Origin of the sequence: Corynebacterium sp. HMSC077G07 (assembly GCF_001809225.1) — a bacterium.
GTDB lineage: Bacteria > Actinomycetota > Actinomycetes > Mycobacteriales > Mycobacteriaceae > Corynebacterium > Corynebacterium jeikeium_D.
The window spans coordinates 43,716-59,975 of the sequence record NZ_KV796525.1 but is presented as its reverse complement, the minus strand read 5'-3'; the positions used below and the strand labels follow the sequence as shown (position 1 = coordinate 59,975).

The 16,260-nt window shown below is 57.0% G+C and carries 15 protein-coding genes; 8 read left to right on the top strand and 7 right to left on the bottom strand.

Annotation, left to right across the window (positions count from 1 at the left end):
* The first annotated feature begins 90 nt into the window (after nt 1–90).
* Together HMPREF2562_RS11025 and HMPREF2562_RS02580 are read left to right on the top strand one after the other, a co-directional pair.
* Nucleotides 91–318: a hypothetical protein gene (locus HMPREF2562_RS11025; protein ID WP_049170125.1), complete on the top strand. Its 228-nt coding sequence runs from the start codon at nt 91–93 to the stop codon at nt 316–318.
* Nucleotides 315–653, top strand: coding sequence for a hypothetical protein (locus tag HMPREF2562_RS02580; protein WP_049170123.1), 339 nt, complete (start codon nt 315–317; stop codon nt 651–653). Before HMPREF2562_RS11025 ends, HMPREF2562_RS02580 begins: the two co-directional genes overlap by 4 nt.
* A gap of 13 nt (nt 654–666) precedes the next feature.
* On the opposite strand, the gene HMPREF2562_RS02575 is transcribed toward HMPREF2562_RS02580, so the two are convergent.
* From HMPREF2562_RS02575 to dnaA, 7 genes are all read right to left on the bottom strand, one after another.
* Nucleotides 667–2,619 (bottom strand): alkaline phosphatase family protein, encoded by a 1,953-nt coding sequence (locus tag HMPREF2562_RS02575; RefSeq protein ID WP_070549581.1) that lies wholly within the window; start codon nt 2,617–2,619, stop codon nt 667–669.
* A gap of 47 nt (nt 2,620–2,666) precedes the next feature.
* Entirely contained in the window at nt 2,667–3,575 is a 909-nt protein-coding gene (locus HMPREF2562_RS02570) for an alpha/beta fold hydrolase (RefSeq protein ID WP_370550191.1), read from the bottom strand.
* Nucleotides 3,576–3,649: 74 nt separating this feature from the next.
* Nucleotides 3,650–5,689, bottom strand: a complete 2,040-nt coding sequence (gyrB, locus tag HMPREF2562_RS02565; protein WP_070549579.1) for a DNA topoisomerase (ATP-hydrolyzing) subunit B — start codon at nt 5,687–5,689, stop codon at nt 3,650–3,652.
* Nucleotides 5,690–5,978: 289 nt separating this feature from the next.
* Nucleotides 5,979–6,641: a DciA family protein gene (locus HMPREF2562_RS02560; protein WP_049170117.1), complete on the bottom strand. Its 663-nt coding sequence runs from the start codon at nt 6,639–6,641 to the stop codon at nt 5,979–5,981.
* Between the two features lie 5 nt (nt 6,642–6,646).
* The gene (gene recF / locus HMPREF2562_RS02555) at nt 6,647–7,846 is read right to left on the bottom strand and encodes a DNA replication/repair protein RecF (RefSeq protein ID WP_070549578.1); all 1,200 of its coding nucleotides are present in this window, start codon (nt 7,844–7,846) and stop codon (nt 6,647–6,649) included.
* 9 nt (nt 7,847–7,855) lie between these two features.
* Nucleotides 7,856–9,046, bottom strand: coding sequence for a DNA polymerase III subunit beta (gene dnaN, locus HMPREF2562_RS02550; protein WP_048731377.1), 1,191 nt, complete (start codon nt 9,044–9,046; stop codon nt 7,856–7,858).
* A 502-nt stretch (nt 9,047–9,548) separates the two neighbouring features.
* Complete coding sequence (gene dnaA / locus HMPREF2562_RS02545; RefSeq protein ID WP_048731378.1) at nt 9,549–11,297, bottom strand: chromosomal replication initiator protein DnaA; 1,749 nt, start codon at nt 11,295–11,297, stop codon at nt 9,549–9,551.
* A gap of 694 nt (nt 11,298–11,991) precedes the next feature.
* Here dnaA and rpmH point away from each other — a divergent pair.
* The 6 genes from rpmH to HMPREF2562_RS02520 all read left to right on the top strand — a co-directional run bounded on the left by rpmH (nt 11,992) and on the right by HMPREF2562_RS02520 (nt 16,248).
* Nucleotides 11,992–12,129, top strand: a complete 138-nt coding sequence (gene rpmH / locus HMPREF2562_RS02540) for a 50S ribosomal protein L34 (protein WP_005511646.1) — start codon at nt 11,992–11,994, stop codon at nt 12,127–12,129.
* A gap of 20 nt (nt 12,130–12,149) precedes the next feature.
* Complete coding sequence (rnpA, locus tag HMPREF2562_RS02535) at nt 12,150–12,530, top strand: ribonuclease P protein component (protein WP_049170110.1); 381 nt, start codon at nt 12,150–12,152, stop codon at nt 12,528–12,530.
* On the top strand, nt 12,490–12,822 hold the full coding sequence (gene yidD / locus HMPREF2562_RS10700; protein ID WP_080969543.1) for a membrane protein insertion efficiency factor YidD: 333 nt from the start codon (nt 12,490–12,492) through the stop codon (nt 12,820–12,822). The genes rnpA and yidD overlap by 41 nt, the downstream gene beginning before the upstream one ends.
* A gap of 86 nt (nt 12,823–12,908) precedes the next feature.
* Entirely contained in the window at nt 12,909–14,057 is a 1,149-nt protein-coding gene (gene yidC / locus HMPREF2562_RS02530; protein WP_070549577.1) for a membrane protein insertase YidC, read from the top strand.
* Between the two features lie 320 nt (nt 14,058–14,377).
* Nucleotides 14,378–15,013 carry a 16S rRNA (guanine(527)-N(7))-methyltransferase RsmG gene (gene rsmG, locus HMPREF2562_RS02525; RefSeq protein WP_224784050.1) on the top strand — a complete coding sequence of 212 codons (636 nt, stop codon included), beginning with the start codon at nt 14,378–14,380 and terminating at the stop codon, nt 15,011–15,013.
* A 278-nt stretch (nt 15,014–15,291) separates the two neighbouring features.
* Nucleotides 15,292–16,248 (top strand): ParA family protein, encoded by a 957-nt coding sequence (locus HMPREF2562_RS02520; protein WP_016421734.1) that lies wholly within the window; start codon nt 15,292–15,294, stop codon nt 16,246–16,248.
* The last annotated feature ends 12 nt before the right edge of the window (nt 16,249–16,260 follow it).

Sequence of the window (16,260 nt, the reverse complement as noted above, 5' to 3'; positions counted from 1 at the left end):
TGTGGTATCAAATCTGGGGTTTTAGGCCTGATAGCGAGAAACAAACTAGCGCAGTTAAGAAGCGCAGTTAGATAGCAGGGAGCAAATGCGATGGCGATGACCTTGAGACTCACGAAAGAACAGGACACCGCCTTGGCTCTGCTGGCGCACATGGAGGGCGTGTCTAAACACGAGGCCGTCATTCGCGCCATCGAATCCGCCGCCACGAGAGCCCTTCAACAAGGTCAAGCCCGGGAAATTACGGCAAGCGTAATTGATACCGACATGGCGCTGCTGCGAAAGTTGAGCTCCCCAAGGCCCCGCGGAGTACAAGAATGAGCGCGCCTCAGATTCAGCCTCTCAGCGAGGCCGCTATCCTGGCGGCTACCGATGAACTGGTGGCCACAGTGCCGGAATTGGCCGACGCTACACTTGCGAGGCCGTGGACAATCAGCGCTATTGTCGCCGCCAGCTCAGGAGTCATTGCTGGTCACCGTAGCTTTCCCGCGATTTCTGCGGCAGCGCAGGCGGTCGCTTACGCAACGTTTCACGTGAAACCACTAAGTTTTGGCAACACCGCACTGGGCGCACTACTTGCACACATACTCCTCACCACCAACGGCGAAGAGCTGTCATTCGCAGAGACGTGGGATCTGGTCAAAGGCGGCACTTAGCCGGGGACAGGGCCTAGTCACTCTTTCGGGTAAACGGGCTGGTCGGAATGCGATTGCCGGACTCCAGCCGGCCCGTGTAATACGCCGTGGCCTCACCTTCAGCCAGCTCAACCTCGTACCAACCATCACGGACATAATCAGCCGTCCGGTCCTGCCCGCCAACTAGAACACGTCCCGCCGCGTGCTCCAAAGTGACCTCCGGCAACTCTTTCGCCGTCTTGCTGAATACACGCAGGAAGCGGTCCGGGCCGCACACGGTAAGTTCGCGCTCCAGGAGTCCAATTCGCAGCTCTAACGTACCGAGCACCGTGTGATGCTCCACCTTATTGCCACTGTAAACAGCGAAAACAGCCTCACGGGAACCGTCATTGACCAGCACAAGATTGCCGCCTTTGAGGTAGGCGTGCAGCCGGTACGGTGTCGGCAGCGCGGTCGCCTGCTCGGACTCCTGCACAGGATAGTCACCGGCCGGCTCCGCCTCCCAGCGCTTCACAAACTCCGGCGCTGGTCCCGGCTGCTCTGGAAGCTGCATTCCCGTAGACGCCGAGAAGTCCAGTGTGGATACCAAATCACCACATACCCGACGACGCCAATCAGTGATATTTCCGCAGCTCACGCCGGTGACTTGCTCCAGGAAACGGATCACCGAAGTGTGATCGAAGACCTCTGAGGACACCAAACCACCCACCGACCACGGTGAAATGACAGTCATCGGGACGCGGAAACCGAGCCCCTTCGGCTTGCCCAGGTACCACTCCCCCGGCTCATTCTTCGGCGGCAGCGGCGGCACCACATGGTCGAAGTAACCATCAAACTCGTCAAAGTTAATCAGGAAGACGGTCTTGGCCCACACCTCCGGGTTGGAGGCCAACGCATCCAACAGGCGGTAAGTGATATTCGCCGACTGAATCGGCGAGGACGCTCCCGGGTGCTCGCTTTCCGCGGCCGACGGCACAATCCAGGACACCTTTGGCAGCTGTCCGGATTCAACGTCCCGTCGGAAAGCATCAGCGAGCGTGCCCGGCTGGCGACGGTAAAGCGCACGATCGTAGAGATTCCGTTCCGCCTCAGGCAGCTTCTCCACAGCGGCATTCAGGCGGTCGACCATCTCCTGCTGCTCTGCAGTTGGCGGCATCCCATCGCCCAGTTCCAGCAGCTTCTCGTGGAAGCCCGTCATGTCGCGACCAGGCAGCCCGGCCTCACGAATGACCTTGCGGCCAATATTTCGAAACGCGGCGAAGAAATCCAGGTTGTTGTCGGTGTAGTTATCCCACTCATGGTAGACGCGCCATGGCACCCCAGCCGCCGAGAGATCCTCGGCATACGTGCGCCACCTGTACCCCGGGTGCGTCGGCTCGTACGCCGCATTGCCAACCGCTCCAGTCCCCCACGGTTCCTTTCGGGTATCACCCGAAAACAGGTAGTTGCGGTTCGGGCTTGTCGACGTAGGCATCGAGGAAAAGTAACCATCGCAGATAGTGAACGTCTCTGCGAGAGCGAATTGGAACGCGATGTCCTGGCGGTCATAACAGGCCATCGTGCCCTTGCCCTTGGCCTCGATCCAGCCGTTACAGCGGCCGCCGTTTAGTGCAACCTGCCCGTCTTCCCAACCGTGCGGCAAACTTGCAATGTACTCCACCGAGAGATCACCGCGATTAGCGGCGTTGCGAATCAGGTATGGACTGACCCCACTCTGGTTGAAAACGCCCGGCAAAGCGGAATTGTCGTTGTACCCCCGCACACCTCGGAGAGTGCCGAAGTAGTGATCAAAAGAGCGGTTTTCCTGCATCAACACGACAACGTGCTCAACCTGGTCGAGGGAGCCAGCCGGTCGGGGCTGCGCGAGTGCATGGCGCAATGATGGCGGCAGCAGCGTGCTCGCAGCGGTGACAGCACCGACTCCTGCGGCGGTCTGCAGGAAGTGCCGACGGGAAAATTCAGATATATTTTTAGGTGAAGTTGCCATAGGCATCTACGTTAAGAAGCGCAGATTACCAGCTGGAAAATTGCGGTTTAAATTTCCTCAATAAACTGCTCTAGACGGTCAACCACAGCCTGTGGCTCACGCGCCCAGCGATTGTGGCCCAGCCGCTGCTCAATGAACTCGTACTTTGCCGAATTCGGCAGCATCCGTGCCAGCGCCTGTGCGGAAGCCTCCGGGCAGTCACGGTCACCACCACAGTTCAGCAGCAGCGCCGGGGTGGTCACCTTCGGCATCTCAGCGGCGTAGTCGATATCCGCACCGCGCGGTCGCAGAAGACCCGTGCGCGAGAACCGCGCCCACTCCACCACATGGTTACGAGCCTGGCGGCCATAGCCGGCCAAATCAAGCCTGCCCGCTGGCCAATAGCCCAGGATCTGGGACACCACCTGCATAAACGGTGCACCGTAGCGAAGCCGCTTGTACTCGTTGCCAGTAAAACAGTTGTAGTGCGGAGTACCGGAGCCGACCATCACTACGCCGGCCACGTCCGCTTCCGGTCGGGCCAGATACAGCGAGGCAATCTGACCGCCCATGGAATGACACAGCAGGTAGACCGGCAGCTTCTCCTCTGTGCTCTCCCCTGCCGCGAGGTGGTCGAACTCTTTACGCGCACGCGCCACGGCCAACGGGTAATCCACCGATGCAAGATCCTGGTAGCCCCAGTTGTGGCCACGGGTGGCCACCGCAGTCTGGTTACCCTGGCCGCGCAGCTCCGAGGTCAGGACGCAAAAACCTCGGCGCTGCAACTCTTGGGCAATCGGCCGGTAATAGCGAGCCCCCATGCCAAAGCCCGGCCAAATAACGACGATGCCCCGAGGCGTACCTTCGGGAGTCCGAAGCGCCATCGGGGTCACGGAGCCATCGGGCAATGTCTCCTGCACAATACGTGGCTCGACTGGCGGTTCCCCGTTGACCATGCTTCCTCGAGTATCTTCCATTTCATAAACATTAATGGCTGAACTGAGGTTTTGTCAGGGGAACCGACAAGCCGATAACCAGACTAGGTATCGGCTTAGACGTCGAGGAAGCGAACGTCCTTCGCATTACGGGTAATAAACGAACGTCGTGAAGCGACGTCATCGCCCATCAGAATGGTGAACAGTTCATCGGCCTTCTGCGCGTCCTCGAGGGCGACCTTACGCAGCACGCGGTGATCCGGATCCATGGTGGTATCCCACAGCTCGGCGGCGTTCATCTCACCGAGACCCTTGTAGCGCTGGACACCGTCATCCTTGTTGATCTTGCGGTTGGCGGCAAGTCCTTCTTCCAGCAGCTGATCGCGCTCAGCATCTGAGTAGGCGTAGCCCGGCTCACCCTTGGCCCACTTGAGCTTGTACAGCGGTGGCTGGGCGAGGTAGACGTGCCCTTCATCAATCAGCGGACGCATCAGACGGAACAGCAGCGTCAGTAACAGCGTGGCAATGTGCTGACCATCAACGTCGGCATCGGCCATCAGCACAATCTTGTGGTAGCGCAGCTTCTCGATGTCGAACTCGTCGTGAATACCGGTGCCCAGCGCCGTAATAATAGCCTGGACCTCGTTGTTCTTCAGCGTCTTATCCAGGCGCGCCTTCTCGACGTTCAAAATCTTACCGCGCAGCGGCAAAATGGCCTGGAACAGCGAGTTTCGGCCTGCCTTTGCAGAACCACCTGCGGAGTCACCCTCCACGATGAACAGCTCGGATTGCTTCGGGTCCTTCGAACGGCAGTCCGCCAACTTACCCGGAAGACCGCCAAGATCGGTCGCGGACTTACGACGCACCAGGTCGCGGGCCTTACGAGCCGCCTGACGGGCATGCGCCGAAGCAATGGCCTTGTTAACAATGGCCTTAGCCTCAGCCGGATTGGCCTCCAGCCAGTGACCGATGTGCTCATTGGTCATGCGCTGGACGAAAGAACGCACCTCGGTGTTACCCAGCTTCGTCTTTGTCTGGCCCTCGAACTGTGGATCGGCGACCTTCACCGAAATCACGGCAGCAAGACCTTCACGGCAGTCCTCACCGGAGAGGTTGTTTTCCTTCTCCTTCAACAGTCGGTGCTCACGCGCATAGCGGTTCATCAGCGATGTCAACGCAGAACGGAAGCCCTCTTCGTGGGTGCCACCCTCAATGGTGTTAATGGTGTTGGCGAAGGTGTGCACCGACTCGGAGTAGCCCGAGTTCCACTGCATGGCAATCTCGACCTCGTGGCCGTCACCTGCAGCATCGAAGGAAATGATGGTCGGGTGGATGATGTTCTTCGACTTGTTCAGATTCTCGACATAATCCCGCAGACCATTCGGGTAGTGGAAGACCTTGCGGCGCTCCTTCGGCTTGGTGGTCTTCTCTGCCTGCTCCTTCTGCTCCTCAGCCGCATCCTTGGCGATTTCAGCGGATTCGGTCTCCGCCTGCTCCGCCAGAGCCTCAGCCTCGAGCTCTTCCTCGGAGACACGCTTGTCCACCAACGTGATGGTCAGGCCCTTGTTCAAAAACGCCATCTCGCGCAGGCGGCGAGAAATGGTGTCGAACTTGAAATCGGTGGTCTCAAAAATCTCCGGGTCCGGCCAGAAACGCTGTGTGGTGCCCGAACCACGAGTCTTCTTACCTCGGATAATTTCTTCCGGGACGGCCTGGTCGAAGTTCTGGTACCAGGTGTAGCCATCACGGATGACCTCGGTTTCCATACGCGTCGACAGCGCGTTAACCACCGAAATACCCACACCGTGCAGACCACCGGAAACAGCGTAGGACTCGGAGTCAAACTTGCCGCCGGCGTGCAGCTGAGTCATAACCACCTGCACCGTCGGCATACCCGACGGGTGCATTTCGACAGGAATACCACGGCCGTTATCGCGGACCTGAACGCCGCCGTCTTCCAGCAGAGTGACCTCAACATCGGTGGCGTAACCCGCCATCGCCTCGTCGACGGAGTTGTCTACAACCTCCCACACCAGGTGGTGCAAGCCACGCTCACCAGTTGAGCCAATGTACATACCCGGCCGCTTACGCACGGCCTCGAGGCCCTCGAGGATGGTAATCGATGAGGCGTCATATTGATGTTCGGTAGCAGCCACGGTTCGGCGCGTCTCCTATTCTTGGTTCTCTCCCCGCGCAACATTCGTCAGCGCGCGAAAAATAGGCCGGCGGTCAAGCGCTATCAGCGCCAGCCAGAACTACATAGGACTACTAGATAGGTCTGGCTAGTTTGGAAGTCGATAACGTCTCAAGAACCGCCTGCCGGTTTTCTCCTGCCCATCTTACCCCAACGTAGTCCCCTACTGTGGATATAGCCGATGCGCTCAAAGGACCAAATTTCGCAGTTTTACGCATACCGACGGCTATTCGTAGACCGTTTACCGACCTTTACCCATAAGTATCACGCGGTCCTCGGCCCTCGATGTGCAATTTGCCCTTGCGCCAATTCGGCGCTTTTGGCCCAAGCACCTTAATTTCCTCAACCACTCCATCCCCGACGCGTTCCGCAATCGACTTCAAAACCTGTCGCTGTGCTAGCCGCAGCTGTGTTGCCCATGCTGTCGATTGGCACTCGACCACCAAAGTGCCGTCCTTGAACTCCTTGACCTGGGAGTGTTCCGCGACAACCTTGCCGACCATCGAATCCCACTCCGTCATGATCACACCGTGGGCAATATGGATCTGCCAGCCGCGATCAACTACTGCCTTATTCAGCACCGCACCAATCGGCGCAGGTCGACGGTCATATTTCCGGTACAGCCGAATCCCCGCCTCCTTCAATAGGCTCGGCGAAATCACCGTACCGGCACGATCTCGTACCACTGCTTGCGCTGCCCGCTGCTTATCGACGTCCGCAACAATCCCCTCCGCGGCCTTCACAGGCACACGGCTATCGAGGCCAGACCACGAGCCCTTCTTCTTCGGTGGCCGCTGGAGATTCGGTAACTTGTGACCGCCCTCCTTAGCGGCATCGCGCATGCGGAAGAAAGCGTCGCTGATCAGGTCCTTTTCTTCTTCCGGTGAGTTATCCGGCTCCATGTTCTCGACCATACCCGTCACTCTTCCGCGACTGGGTTTTCATCCAGCAGTGAGATTCGCCCCTGCTCAGTCTGCGCCACCGTCACCGTGTGATGAGTGACAGAAGAATCCTCGACCAGTGCCTGAGGCAACTCCTCCCCCACCGCCGAGGTGATCAACACCTGCTCAGCCTGCTGCGCGATTTCCATGAGAGCTTCCCGACGATGCCGGTCGAGCTCCGCAAACACGTCGTCAAGCACCAAGATCGGGTCGGGCCCATCGGCACGGAGCAAAAAGTACGCGCCGAGACGCAGCGCGAGTGCAAAAGACCAGGTCTCGCCGTGGCTAGCGAAGCCCTTGGCGGGGTCATTGCCGAGAATGAGGTTGAGATCATCGCGATGCGGACCAACGAGACAGGAACCGCGCTCAATCTCCGCGGTGCGGCGCTCCGCCATCTTCGTCAGCAGCAGTGCCTCGAGCAGCTCCGGTTCGCTGGGCAATGGCCCGCCATCCAGGCTGTCGACCTTCGGCGCATAGGCAATCGTGGCTGGGCGCGAGTGCGGGGCAAGCGTGGCATAGGCCTCGCTGACATGCTCGGAAAGCTCGGCGATCAAATCCATACGCGCAGCCATTAACGCCGCTCCCACCTGCGCCAATTGCGCATCCCAGGTATCCAGCGTGCTCAGTGCGGCCTGCCCCTCCGAGGAAGAATAGCCACGGCGCAGCGTCGAGCCCGCCGACTTCAGCAGTGCATTCTTCTGACGCAAAATCTTGTCATATTGGATGCGGATACCGGCGGACAGTGGCCGTCGTAAAGCGAGCAAATCATCGATGTATCGGCGACGGGAAGCGGGCTCGCCCTTGACCAGCGTGAGATCCTCGGGCGAGAAAAAGACCGACTTAACGATCCCCAGCAGCTCCCGCGGAGACTTCAGCCGCGTGCGATTGATCTGCGCCTGATTCGAGCGATGCGGATTGATGAGCAGATGCGCCGTCAGCTCGCGGCCATCATTGACCGCCGTCGCCGAAATGCGTGCCGACGGGGTCCCCGACCGAACCAGCGGAGCATCCGTAGACACTCGATGCGAACCGAGCGTGGAAAGATACCCAACGGCCTCGACGATATTGGTCTTGCCGTAGCCATTTTGCCCGGTAAATACGGTAATTCCAGGCGTGAACTCGACTTCCAACTCCGGCCAGGAGCGGAAGTCCCGCAAGGACAAATACCGAATGTGCATAGCCGCAGACTAGCCCGGCAGGCGCACAGGCATCAGCAGGTAAGTGAAGTCGGTCTCCGGCGTTGGGTAGAAGCCGTCCTCACCGAGCTCCGGGATAGCTTCCGGCTCTGGAATGAGAATCGCGGGACGCGACGGCTGCGTAAAGCCCAGCAGAACGCGGTGGGAGCGAACAGCGCTGAGCCCCTCGAGCAGGTACTGCGGGTTGAAGGCGATCAGAAGTGGTTCCCCATAGAAGTTGCAGGCCACAGTCTCTTCTGCGTGACCGACCTCGTCGCCATGAGCGGAAAGGACAACCTGGCCATCGGAGAAGTCCATGCGAATCTGCGCACCGTGATCCGCCATCAGAGACACACGACGGATGGCATCCTGCAGCTGGTCAACACGAGCAACAGCCATGGAGGAATGCTGCTTCGGCAGCAGCGGACGGAACTTCGGGAACTCGGCGTCCAGCAATCGCGTGGTAGTGCGACGAGGATCGGCGAGGATAGCCAGCAGACCTTCGGAGCCGACCTCACGATCATCGGATCCGTCGCCGAATGCCAAGGTCACTGGCTCGCTGGAAGTGGTATCGAGGGTGCGGGCAGTCTCCGCGAAGGTCTTTGCCGGGATGAGCAGCTTGGTCTCCCCCTCCGGGATCTGCTCCCACTCGAAACTGCGAACCGCCAGGCGGAAACGGTCGGTGGCAGCGAGAGTGACCTCGTTACCTTCGGTTTCCATCCGGATGCCGGTCAGCATCGGCAGCGACTCATCCTTGCCGGCAGCGATAGCGACCTGACCAATAGCCTCAGCCAGCAGAGCGGCATCGACAGTACCGGTAGCAGCCGGAGCTTCTGGTAGCTGCGGGTAATCCTCCAAGGTCAGGCTTGGCAGCTCGAAGCGGGAAGAACCACAGCGAACGATGACCTTCGTGCCATCAAAGTGCATCTCTACCTGCTTATTCGGCAGCTTAGAGACAATGTCAGAAACCAACTTGCCATTGACGGCGAAGCGACCGGGCTCATCGACCTCTGCGCTAATACGAATCTGAGTCGAGACCTCGTAGTCATAGCCAGCGAGCTGCAGACCATTGTCATCCGCGAGAAAAATCATGCCACGCAGAATCGGCTGAGTCGGGCGTGCAGGCAGGTTACGAGCAACCCAGCTCACCGCACCCGCGAGATCGTCCTTAGCCGCGCGAATACGGACTTCGGTCTGCTCCATCGTTCCTCCACCGGTATTGGATGTCTGTTATTAGCCGTCTTTTGTGTTGTCAGCACGCTATGTCAGCGCACATGACTGGAGTTACAAAGATTCCATCGTACAACTCTACTGCAGACTGCCAAAGACCTCACTGGGATTCTTGTAGTCCGTCTAGTGCTTAATCGTAGTTCTTATTCGTTCTTGGCATTTATGAAGTTGTGCGCGAGAGGTTGCTTGCCAGAGGTTGTGCGCAGGCCCCCTTTTATCTAGAAGTTTCTAGAGATTTTTAAAGTCGGGAGTAGTAATAGGGGGTGTGCACATTGTGAAATTACATGATTCCCGCTGGTCTTCACTGATTTCGCGCTGTGGATAACCAGTGCGTCTAACTGTGGATAACTTGGGGTGTCTGGGGATAGTGTTCGGGCTTCATCTTTCATCCACAAAATTTACGAGTTGTCCACAGCTCTGTGCACGGAAAAACCGCAGTTAATAACAAGAATTCCGCACGCCGAACCCAAGGATTTTAAGCCGTGCCGCGAGCTCGGTCACGAATGCGTGTAGTCAGGTCGTTGACCTGGTCCTTTGAGGGCTTTTTCTCCTGAATTTCCTTAACAATCTTGCGTTCAGCGTGCAAAACCGTCGAATGGTCACGATTTCCGAACTCCCGGCCAATCGACGGCAACGAAAGCTCAGTGAAGGACCTCGTCAAGTACATCGCGATCTGGCGAGCATGAGCGACCGGACGAGTCTTACCCGGGCCCACCAAATCCGCAACCGTTAGGTCGAAGTACTCAGCCGTGGTGGAGATGATGATCTCCGGGGTAATCTGCACCTCGATTTCGTCGGCACCGAGGATCTCCTGCGCAAACTTCAAGGTCACAGGCTCATGAATCATGGATGCGTGAGCGCTAATCTGCAGTAGACGCCCCTCGAGCTCACGAATAGAAGACGAGGTGTTCTCCGCGATGTACTGGAGTACATCATGCGGAACGACCAAATCAGACAGCTGTGCCTTCTTCGACAGAATTGCGATTCGCGTCTCCAAGTCCGGGTATTGCAGATCCGGATTGAGCCCCCACTGGAAGCGGGTACGAAGGCGATCCTCCAGGGTCTTAAGCTCGCGTGGTGGGCGGTCCGACGACAGCACAATTTGGTGATTGGACTGGTGCAGGGCATTGAACGTATGGAAGAACTCTTCCTGTGTACCTTCCTTGCCCTCCAAGAACTGGATGTCATCGATGATGAGCATGTCCAAATCGCGGTAGCGACGCTTGAAGGATTCCTGGGCGTCGTCACGCACGGAATTAATGAAGTCGTTGGTGAACTCTTCCGAGGAAACGTAACGAACCCGCAGGTTAGGGTACAAATGCTTGGCGTAGTGACCAATGCCGTGGAGCAGGTGCGTCTTGCCAAGACCCGAACCGCCGGAGATAAACAGCGGGTTGTAGGTGCGCCCCGGAGACTCTGCAACAGCGACGGCGGCTGCGGCGGCGAATTTGTTCTGCGGACCAATAACGAAGGTCTCGAAGGTGTAGTTCGGGTTGAGGGTGGGCTCCTCGAAAGGCATGCTCATCTCGGTTGGAGTGCCGTGGCTCTCGGAGCGGAAAGGACTTGTGACCTGGCGCTGATCAGCAATAGTCATTGGATTCTCGGCAGATGAGTGCGAAAGCCCCTGGGCCATCGAATCTACGGCGTCCATCGATCGGCGTTGTGACTGGGCACTCTGCTGATTATGGACATTCGGCTGGTGCGTCTGCGACACCTGTGGCGTCTGCGTCGATCCCTGGTGCTGCTCGTGGAGATTGAAGTCGTTCGTATCTGCACTGGGGAACGGGTAGTTGCGGCCAGATTGCTGCTGGTGCTGCTGGTTTGGCTGTTGACGCTGAGCCTGCTGCGGACGCGAAGCTGCAGATGGCATCTGCCCCGAGTGCTGTGCAGATGGTTGAGTGGTCTCTGCTGCCTGGCTATCTTCAGCGTCGTCAGCAGGATCGGCAACGGTGATGACCGTTTCCAACTCTTCGCCGGTCAGCGAAGCTAAGACGGCCTCGATAATGCCCTTGAGCTCTTCTTTTACCAGCGCCTGCACCACTGGCGATTGAGTGCTGAGCAGGAAAAAACCTGGAAAGTCACCAGTGTGCGTCACTGACCGCAGCAGTGCCTTGTGTGGCGGGCGTAGTGGTGCAATGCCCAACTCCGGCGCACCTTCTGGTGAAGTCAGGATAGAAACGACCTGCTCCCAGAGTCCACCTGGCAATTCTGGTTGTTCGCTCACTGTGTGAATGTCCTTTTACATGTTTACGTTCATCAAATTTATCGAGGCGACCTGTTTTTGTGGAGTGTTTTTGGCATGGCGAGAGTGCCATATCTGCCCATTTGGGGGCTATTTCTTGTAATTCGCCCTGTGGGGTGTTTCTACACAAGGTGCTATACGCCCCGAGCAGGACTTCCACATGTTTGTCCACATCTGTGGATAAACCTTGTCGCTAATTGACTAACAGTTTATCCACAGTTTGCCCACAATGAAAAATAGCCCCCTAGTCTGCGTTTACCTAGGTAAACACGTTATTTCCCCTGCTCGCTGTGATTCATGGTGTGGAAGTTATCCACAGCTAATGGGATAAACACCCTGTGGATTGCAGTGCATAGGTCAGTATTTCCACAGGTCAACATCGGTACCGTCGGAAAACTTGGAAAATGATTCTCCAGGTAAATCCGGCGTGTTGATTTGAATTTCTCGCTCGATTCGACGTAACCTATCTGGGTGTTTCATATCCATTGAGATATGAGTCCGAGCTTGTGCTTGGACCCGACAGAACGCATGTAGCTTTCAATCTGTCGGTAAGTAATTTTTCCGTGCATCACGGGAATGCGTCAGACGCATCGCTGCCTCGCACTCGAAGCGAGGAGTTTACTGCGGTGTGTTCAGCGTGGACTCGTGGTCGTTTGAGTTTCAAGGAGTGTCAACCGTGTCGAAGCGGACGTTCCAGCCGAATAACCGCCGTCGTGCACGCGTGCACGGCTTCCGTACCCGTATGCGTACCCGTTCCGGTCGCGCCGTTGTGGCAGCACGCCGCAGCAAGGGCCGTGCCCGCCTGTCCGCTTAAGCAAGAGGACACCGATTTCGGTGCTCCCTCAGAGCAATAAGCTGCGTTCTTCGCGTGACTTCACGGTCACCGTACGACGTGGACGCCGAATCGGACGCAAGACCTTGGTCTTGCATATTCGTGACACCGCCGCTTCTGGCGGTGAAGATAAGACCGATACGCAGATTGCCAGGTTTGGTGGTCCGCGTGTCGGTCTTGTCGTATCTAAAGCTGTGGGCAACGCCGTGACTCGTCACGCTGTATCCCGCAGGCTCCGCCATGTTATGGCCGCGGCCGCGCAGAATCTTCCGTCCACCATGGACATTGTCGTTCGCGCGCTGCCTGCATCTGCCACAGCCACCAGCCAGGAGCTGTCCCACGATGTGCAATCGGCACTCGCCACATACGAACGTCGGCGCTAATTCGCTTGACGACGGCCCCCTCGCTCAGACCCCCGGCGCACGTGTGGCTGAGAGGGCGATTCTCTTCTACCGCCGTCGTATCTCTAATCTGAAGCCCACGAGCACATGTCGTTTTGAACCGACGTGCTCCGCATATGGTCTTGAGGCTGTGCGCCGTTTCGGAGCTATTCGTGGCCTGTGGCTGACTTTCTTGCGCATCTTCCGTTGCGCACCCTGGCATCCGGGTGGCTGGGATCCAGTTCCTGCCACATTCCCCGGCCTGGGTTCGTGGTTGAGGCGAATGCACAGGTAACCTCTAGTAATGCTTAGCCTTTGACGGGGCTTTGTAGACGAAGGCGCGAGTGCGCTGTCCCCTAAAGAACGGAGTGATCTTAGACCGTGCTCAATTTCGTGTATGTGCCGATTTCGGCCATCCTGTGGTTCTGGCATAAGGCCTCAGGTTTCCTATTCGATCCCTCCTCGGGTATCTCCTGGGTGCTGGCCATTATTTTGCTTGTGGTCACCATCCGTATCCTCCTGTTTAAGCCGATGCTGAACCAGCAGCGTTCTGCCATCAAGATGCAGCAGCTCGCTCCTGAGATGCAGGCCATCAAGGAGAAGTACAAGAACGATCAGCAGGCTCAGGCTCTTGCTATGCGCCAGCTACAGAAGGAAATGGGTGTCAACCCGCTCGGCGGCTGTTTGCCGATTCTGGTTCAGATGCCTGTGTTGATTGGCCTTTTCCACGTGCTGCGTTCGTTCAACCGAACGGGTACGACGGGCAATGCGCTTCGCATGTCGGTGGAGCAGAACTGGAATACGCCTAACTACGTCTTCGGTGTAGATGAGGTGCGGTCCTTCCTGCTGGCTCGTGTGCTCAATGCTCCACTGTCCAGTTCGGTTGGTATGGGCGAGGATCAATACGCAGCCTTTACTGTGCCTGGTACGCCTGCGGACTTCACCCGCATGGACATCATGATCGTTGCCATTCCGCTGATTGTTATTGCGGCACTTGCAACGCACTTCAACGCTCGCATGTCTGTTGACCGCACGCGTGCCCGCCAGGAAGCCGGTCTGGTGAAGCGCCAGGAAGGCGTTATGGGTCAGCAGATGGACATGATGAACAAGATGATGCTTTGGTTCTTCCCGATCATGATTCTTGTTACCGGTGCTTTCTGGCACATCGGTCTTCTTGTCTACATGGTGACTAACAACGTCTGGACCTACTTCCAGCAGCGCTACATCTTCGGCAAGCTGGATGAGGAAGAGAAGGAAGCTGTCGCAGCTAAGAAGGCTGCCAAGCGCGAGGCACAGGAGAAGCTCGCTCCGAAGGTTGGCCAGAAGCCAATCAATCCGAAGAAGGGTGGCAAGCGTCAGGCAGCGCAGAATGCGCAGCAGGCGCAGTCCGGTCAGGCCTCTGCAGCGAACAAGGCTTCTAGCCATCTTCCGGATGGTAATTCGGGGAAGGGACAGCAGGGCCCAGCCTCGAAGCCAGCGCCAGGACAGAAACCCGCAAATCGGAAGAACCGGAAGCGGAAAAAGAAATAGCTGAAGTGGAATCGCCCTTCGTCTACATAAGTTAATTAATCGAAACGCCCCGCAGTTGATGCGGGGCGTTTTTGCTTGCCTTCGTGCTCTATCGAGCAAACAACGTCACTGTTATTACAGGCATGTAATTTTCTCCGGGGCCTGGAGTTTGGCATCCAACTTTGATCAATGTTTCACGTGAAACATCGCTGTTGCACTGTCGTACACTAGGGGTAATGAAAAGCTCGACGGGTGACGGCACAGCTGCCCCATTGGAAAGGTTAGTGGAACTGTTGAGTAACTCCGCGAAAGACGTCGATAATCAAGAAGCCTCCGCAGGTTTGGTCGATGCGGATCTGCGTTCGGTGATAGATACCGTGTTTGGAGGGAATGCCGATCGAGCATACCGCTACCACTCATGGTTGGCTGAGGAGGCTACAGTCCGAGGTTTGATTGGGCCACGTGAAACTCCAAAGCTGTGGGATCGGCACATTATCAATTCTGCGGTAGTTGGAGAAGCGATAGGCAAAGGGCTTGTAGTTGCGGACATTGGTTCGGGGGCAGGCTTGCCCGGGATTCCGCTTGCTCTTGCACGACCAGATTTGAAGGTGGTTCTTGTAGAACCATTGCTGCGCCGTACGACTTTCTTGAACGAAGTTGTGGAAGATCTCGAGCTGGACAATGTGACCGTGGTTCGCGCCCGCGCTGAGGAGAAAGTGGTTCGCGCTGAGGTTGGCCAAGTAGATGTCGTCACTTCTCGCGCTGTTGCCCCTCTTGGGAAATTGGCGGGCTGGTCGCTTCCTTTAGTTAAATCCGGAGGCGCGATGGTTGCACTGAAGGGTGGAACTGCGCAAGAGGAGATTGATCGGGACGCAAAGCTTATTGCCAAGGCGAAGGGAACTAATCCCCGCGTTGTAGAGGTTGGCGGTTCCGTGTTGGGAACTTCGACGTACGCCGTGATTATTCAGAAGAAGTAGGTTGTAAGTCCCCCTCCCCTACTCCACTGCCGGTTCGCTTGTGTTTTGGTTTCGACATTGAGGCGCGTAGTGCCGTCGGGCTAGAGTGGGATAAGTATCGCGGTATGGCAAAGTCCTACCGGCCAAGGTGGATGTTTCACGTGAAACATTTCCACAATCGTCGGCGTCTAACGCTTGTTGGGGCTTGATGATTACGCTTTTGCAGATAGTTACTAAGTTTTTATTCGCACTCCAGTGGCCATGATTGGTGATTGCTGTGCTTGTAAGGGGAATAGTTAATGAGCCGGAAGTCCTGGCAAGACACACCCATCGCTGCGGCAGCTCAACGGGCAGCGCAAGTTAAGGCCCCGAACCGTTTATCGCTTCCACGCCCCGAACGCCCGCGCCGTATTACTATCGCCAACCAGAAGGGTGGCGTGGGCAAGACCACTTCGGCAGTCAACATCGCGTCGGCGCTCGCGCGGCATGGTCTCAAGGTGCTAGTCATCGATAATGACCCGCAGGGAAATGCTTCTACGGCCCTGGGGATTGAGCATGTTTCCGGGACCCCGTCGACGTATGAGCTTCTAATTGGCGAACTACAGATTGACGATGTCATCCAGCGTTCCCCTGAATCTGAGAATCTCTTTTGTGTGCCAGCGACGTTGGACTTGGCGGGCTCCGAGATTGAGCTGGTCTCGCTCCTGAACCGTGAGCGCCGACTTCTCGATGCAGTGTCAGATCAGTACCTGATTGACAACGGCTTTGACTTTCTCATTATTGACTGCCCTCCTTCGCTCGGTCTGTTGACTCTGAATTCGATGACTGCCGCCAACGAGGTTTTGATTCCGATTCAGTGTGAGTTTTACGCCTTGGAGGGTGTGACTCAGCTGATGAATAACGTGCAGATGATTCGTCAGCATCTCAATCCGGAGCTACATATTTCTGCTGTGCTGCTCACTATGTTCGATGGCCGCACCAAGCTTTCGGAAGAAGTTGCCAATGAGGTTCGTAACTACTTCGGTGAGGTTGTGCTACGTAATCTCATCCCTCGATCCGTGAAGGTATCGGAGGCGCCGGGATATTCGCAGACCGTAATTTCCTACGATCCAGGGTCTCGGGGCGCAGTTGCTTATCTTGACGCCGCGAAGGAATTGGCAACGCGTGGCGACTATTCCGCAGTTCCGGGTGGAAGTGCGATTGGGCAAAAACCAGCTTCCTCCCCTACCCCGTCCAATTCCACTGAGACAAATTAAAGCCACTAGGAG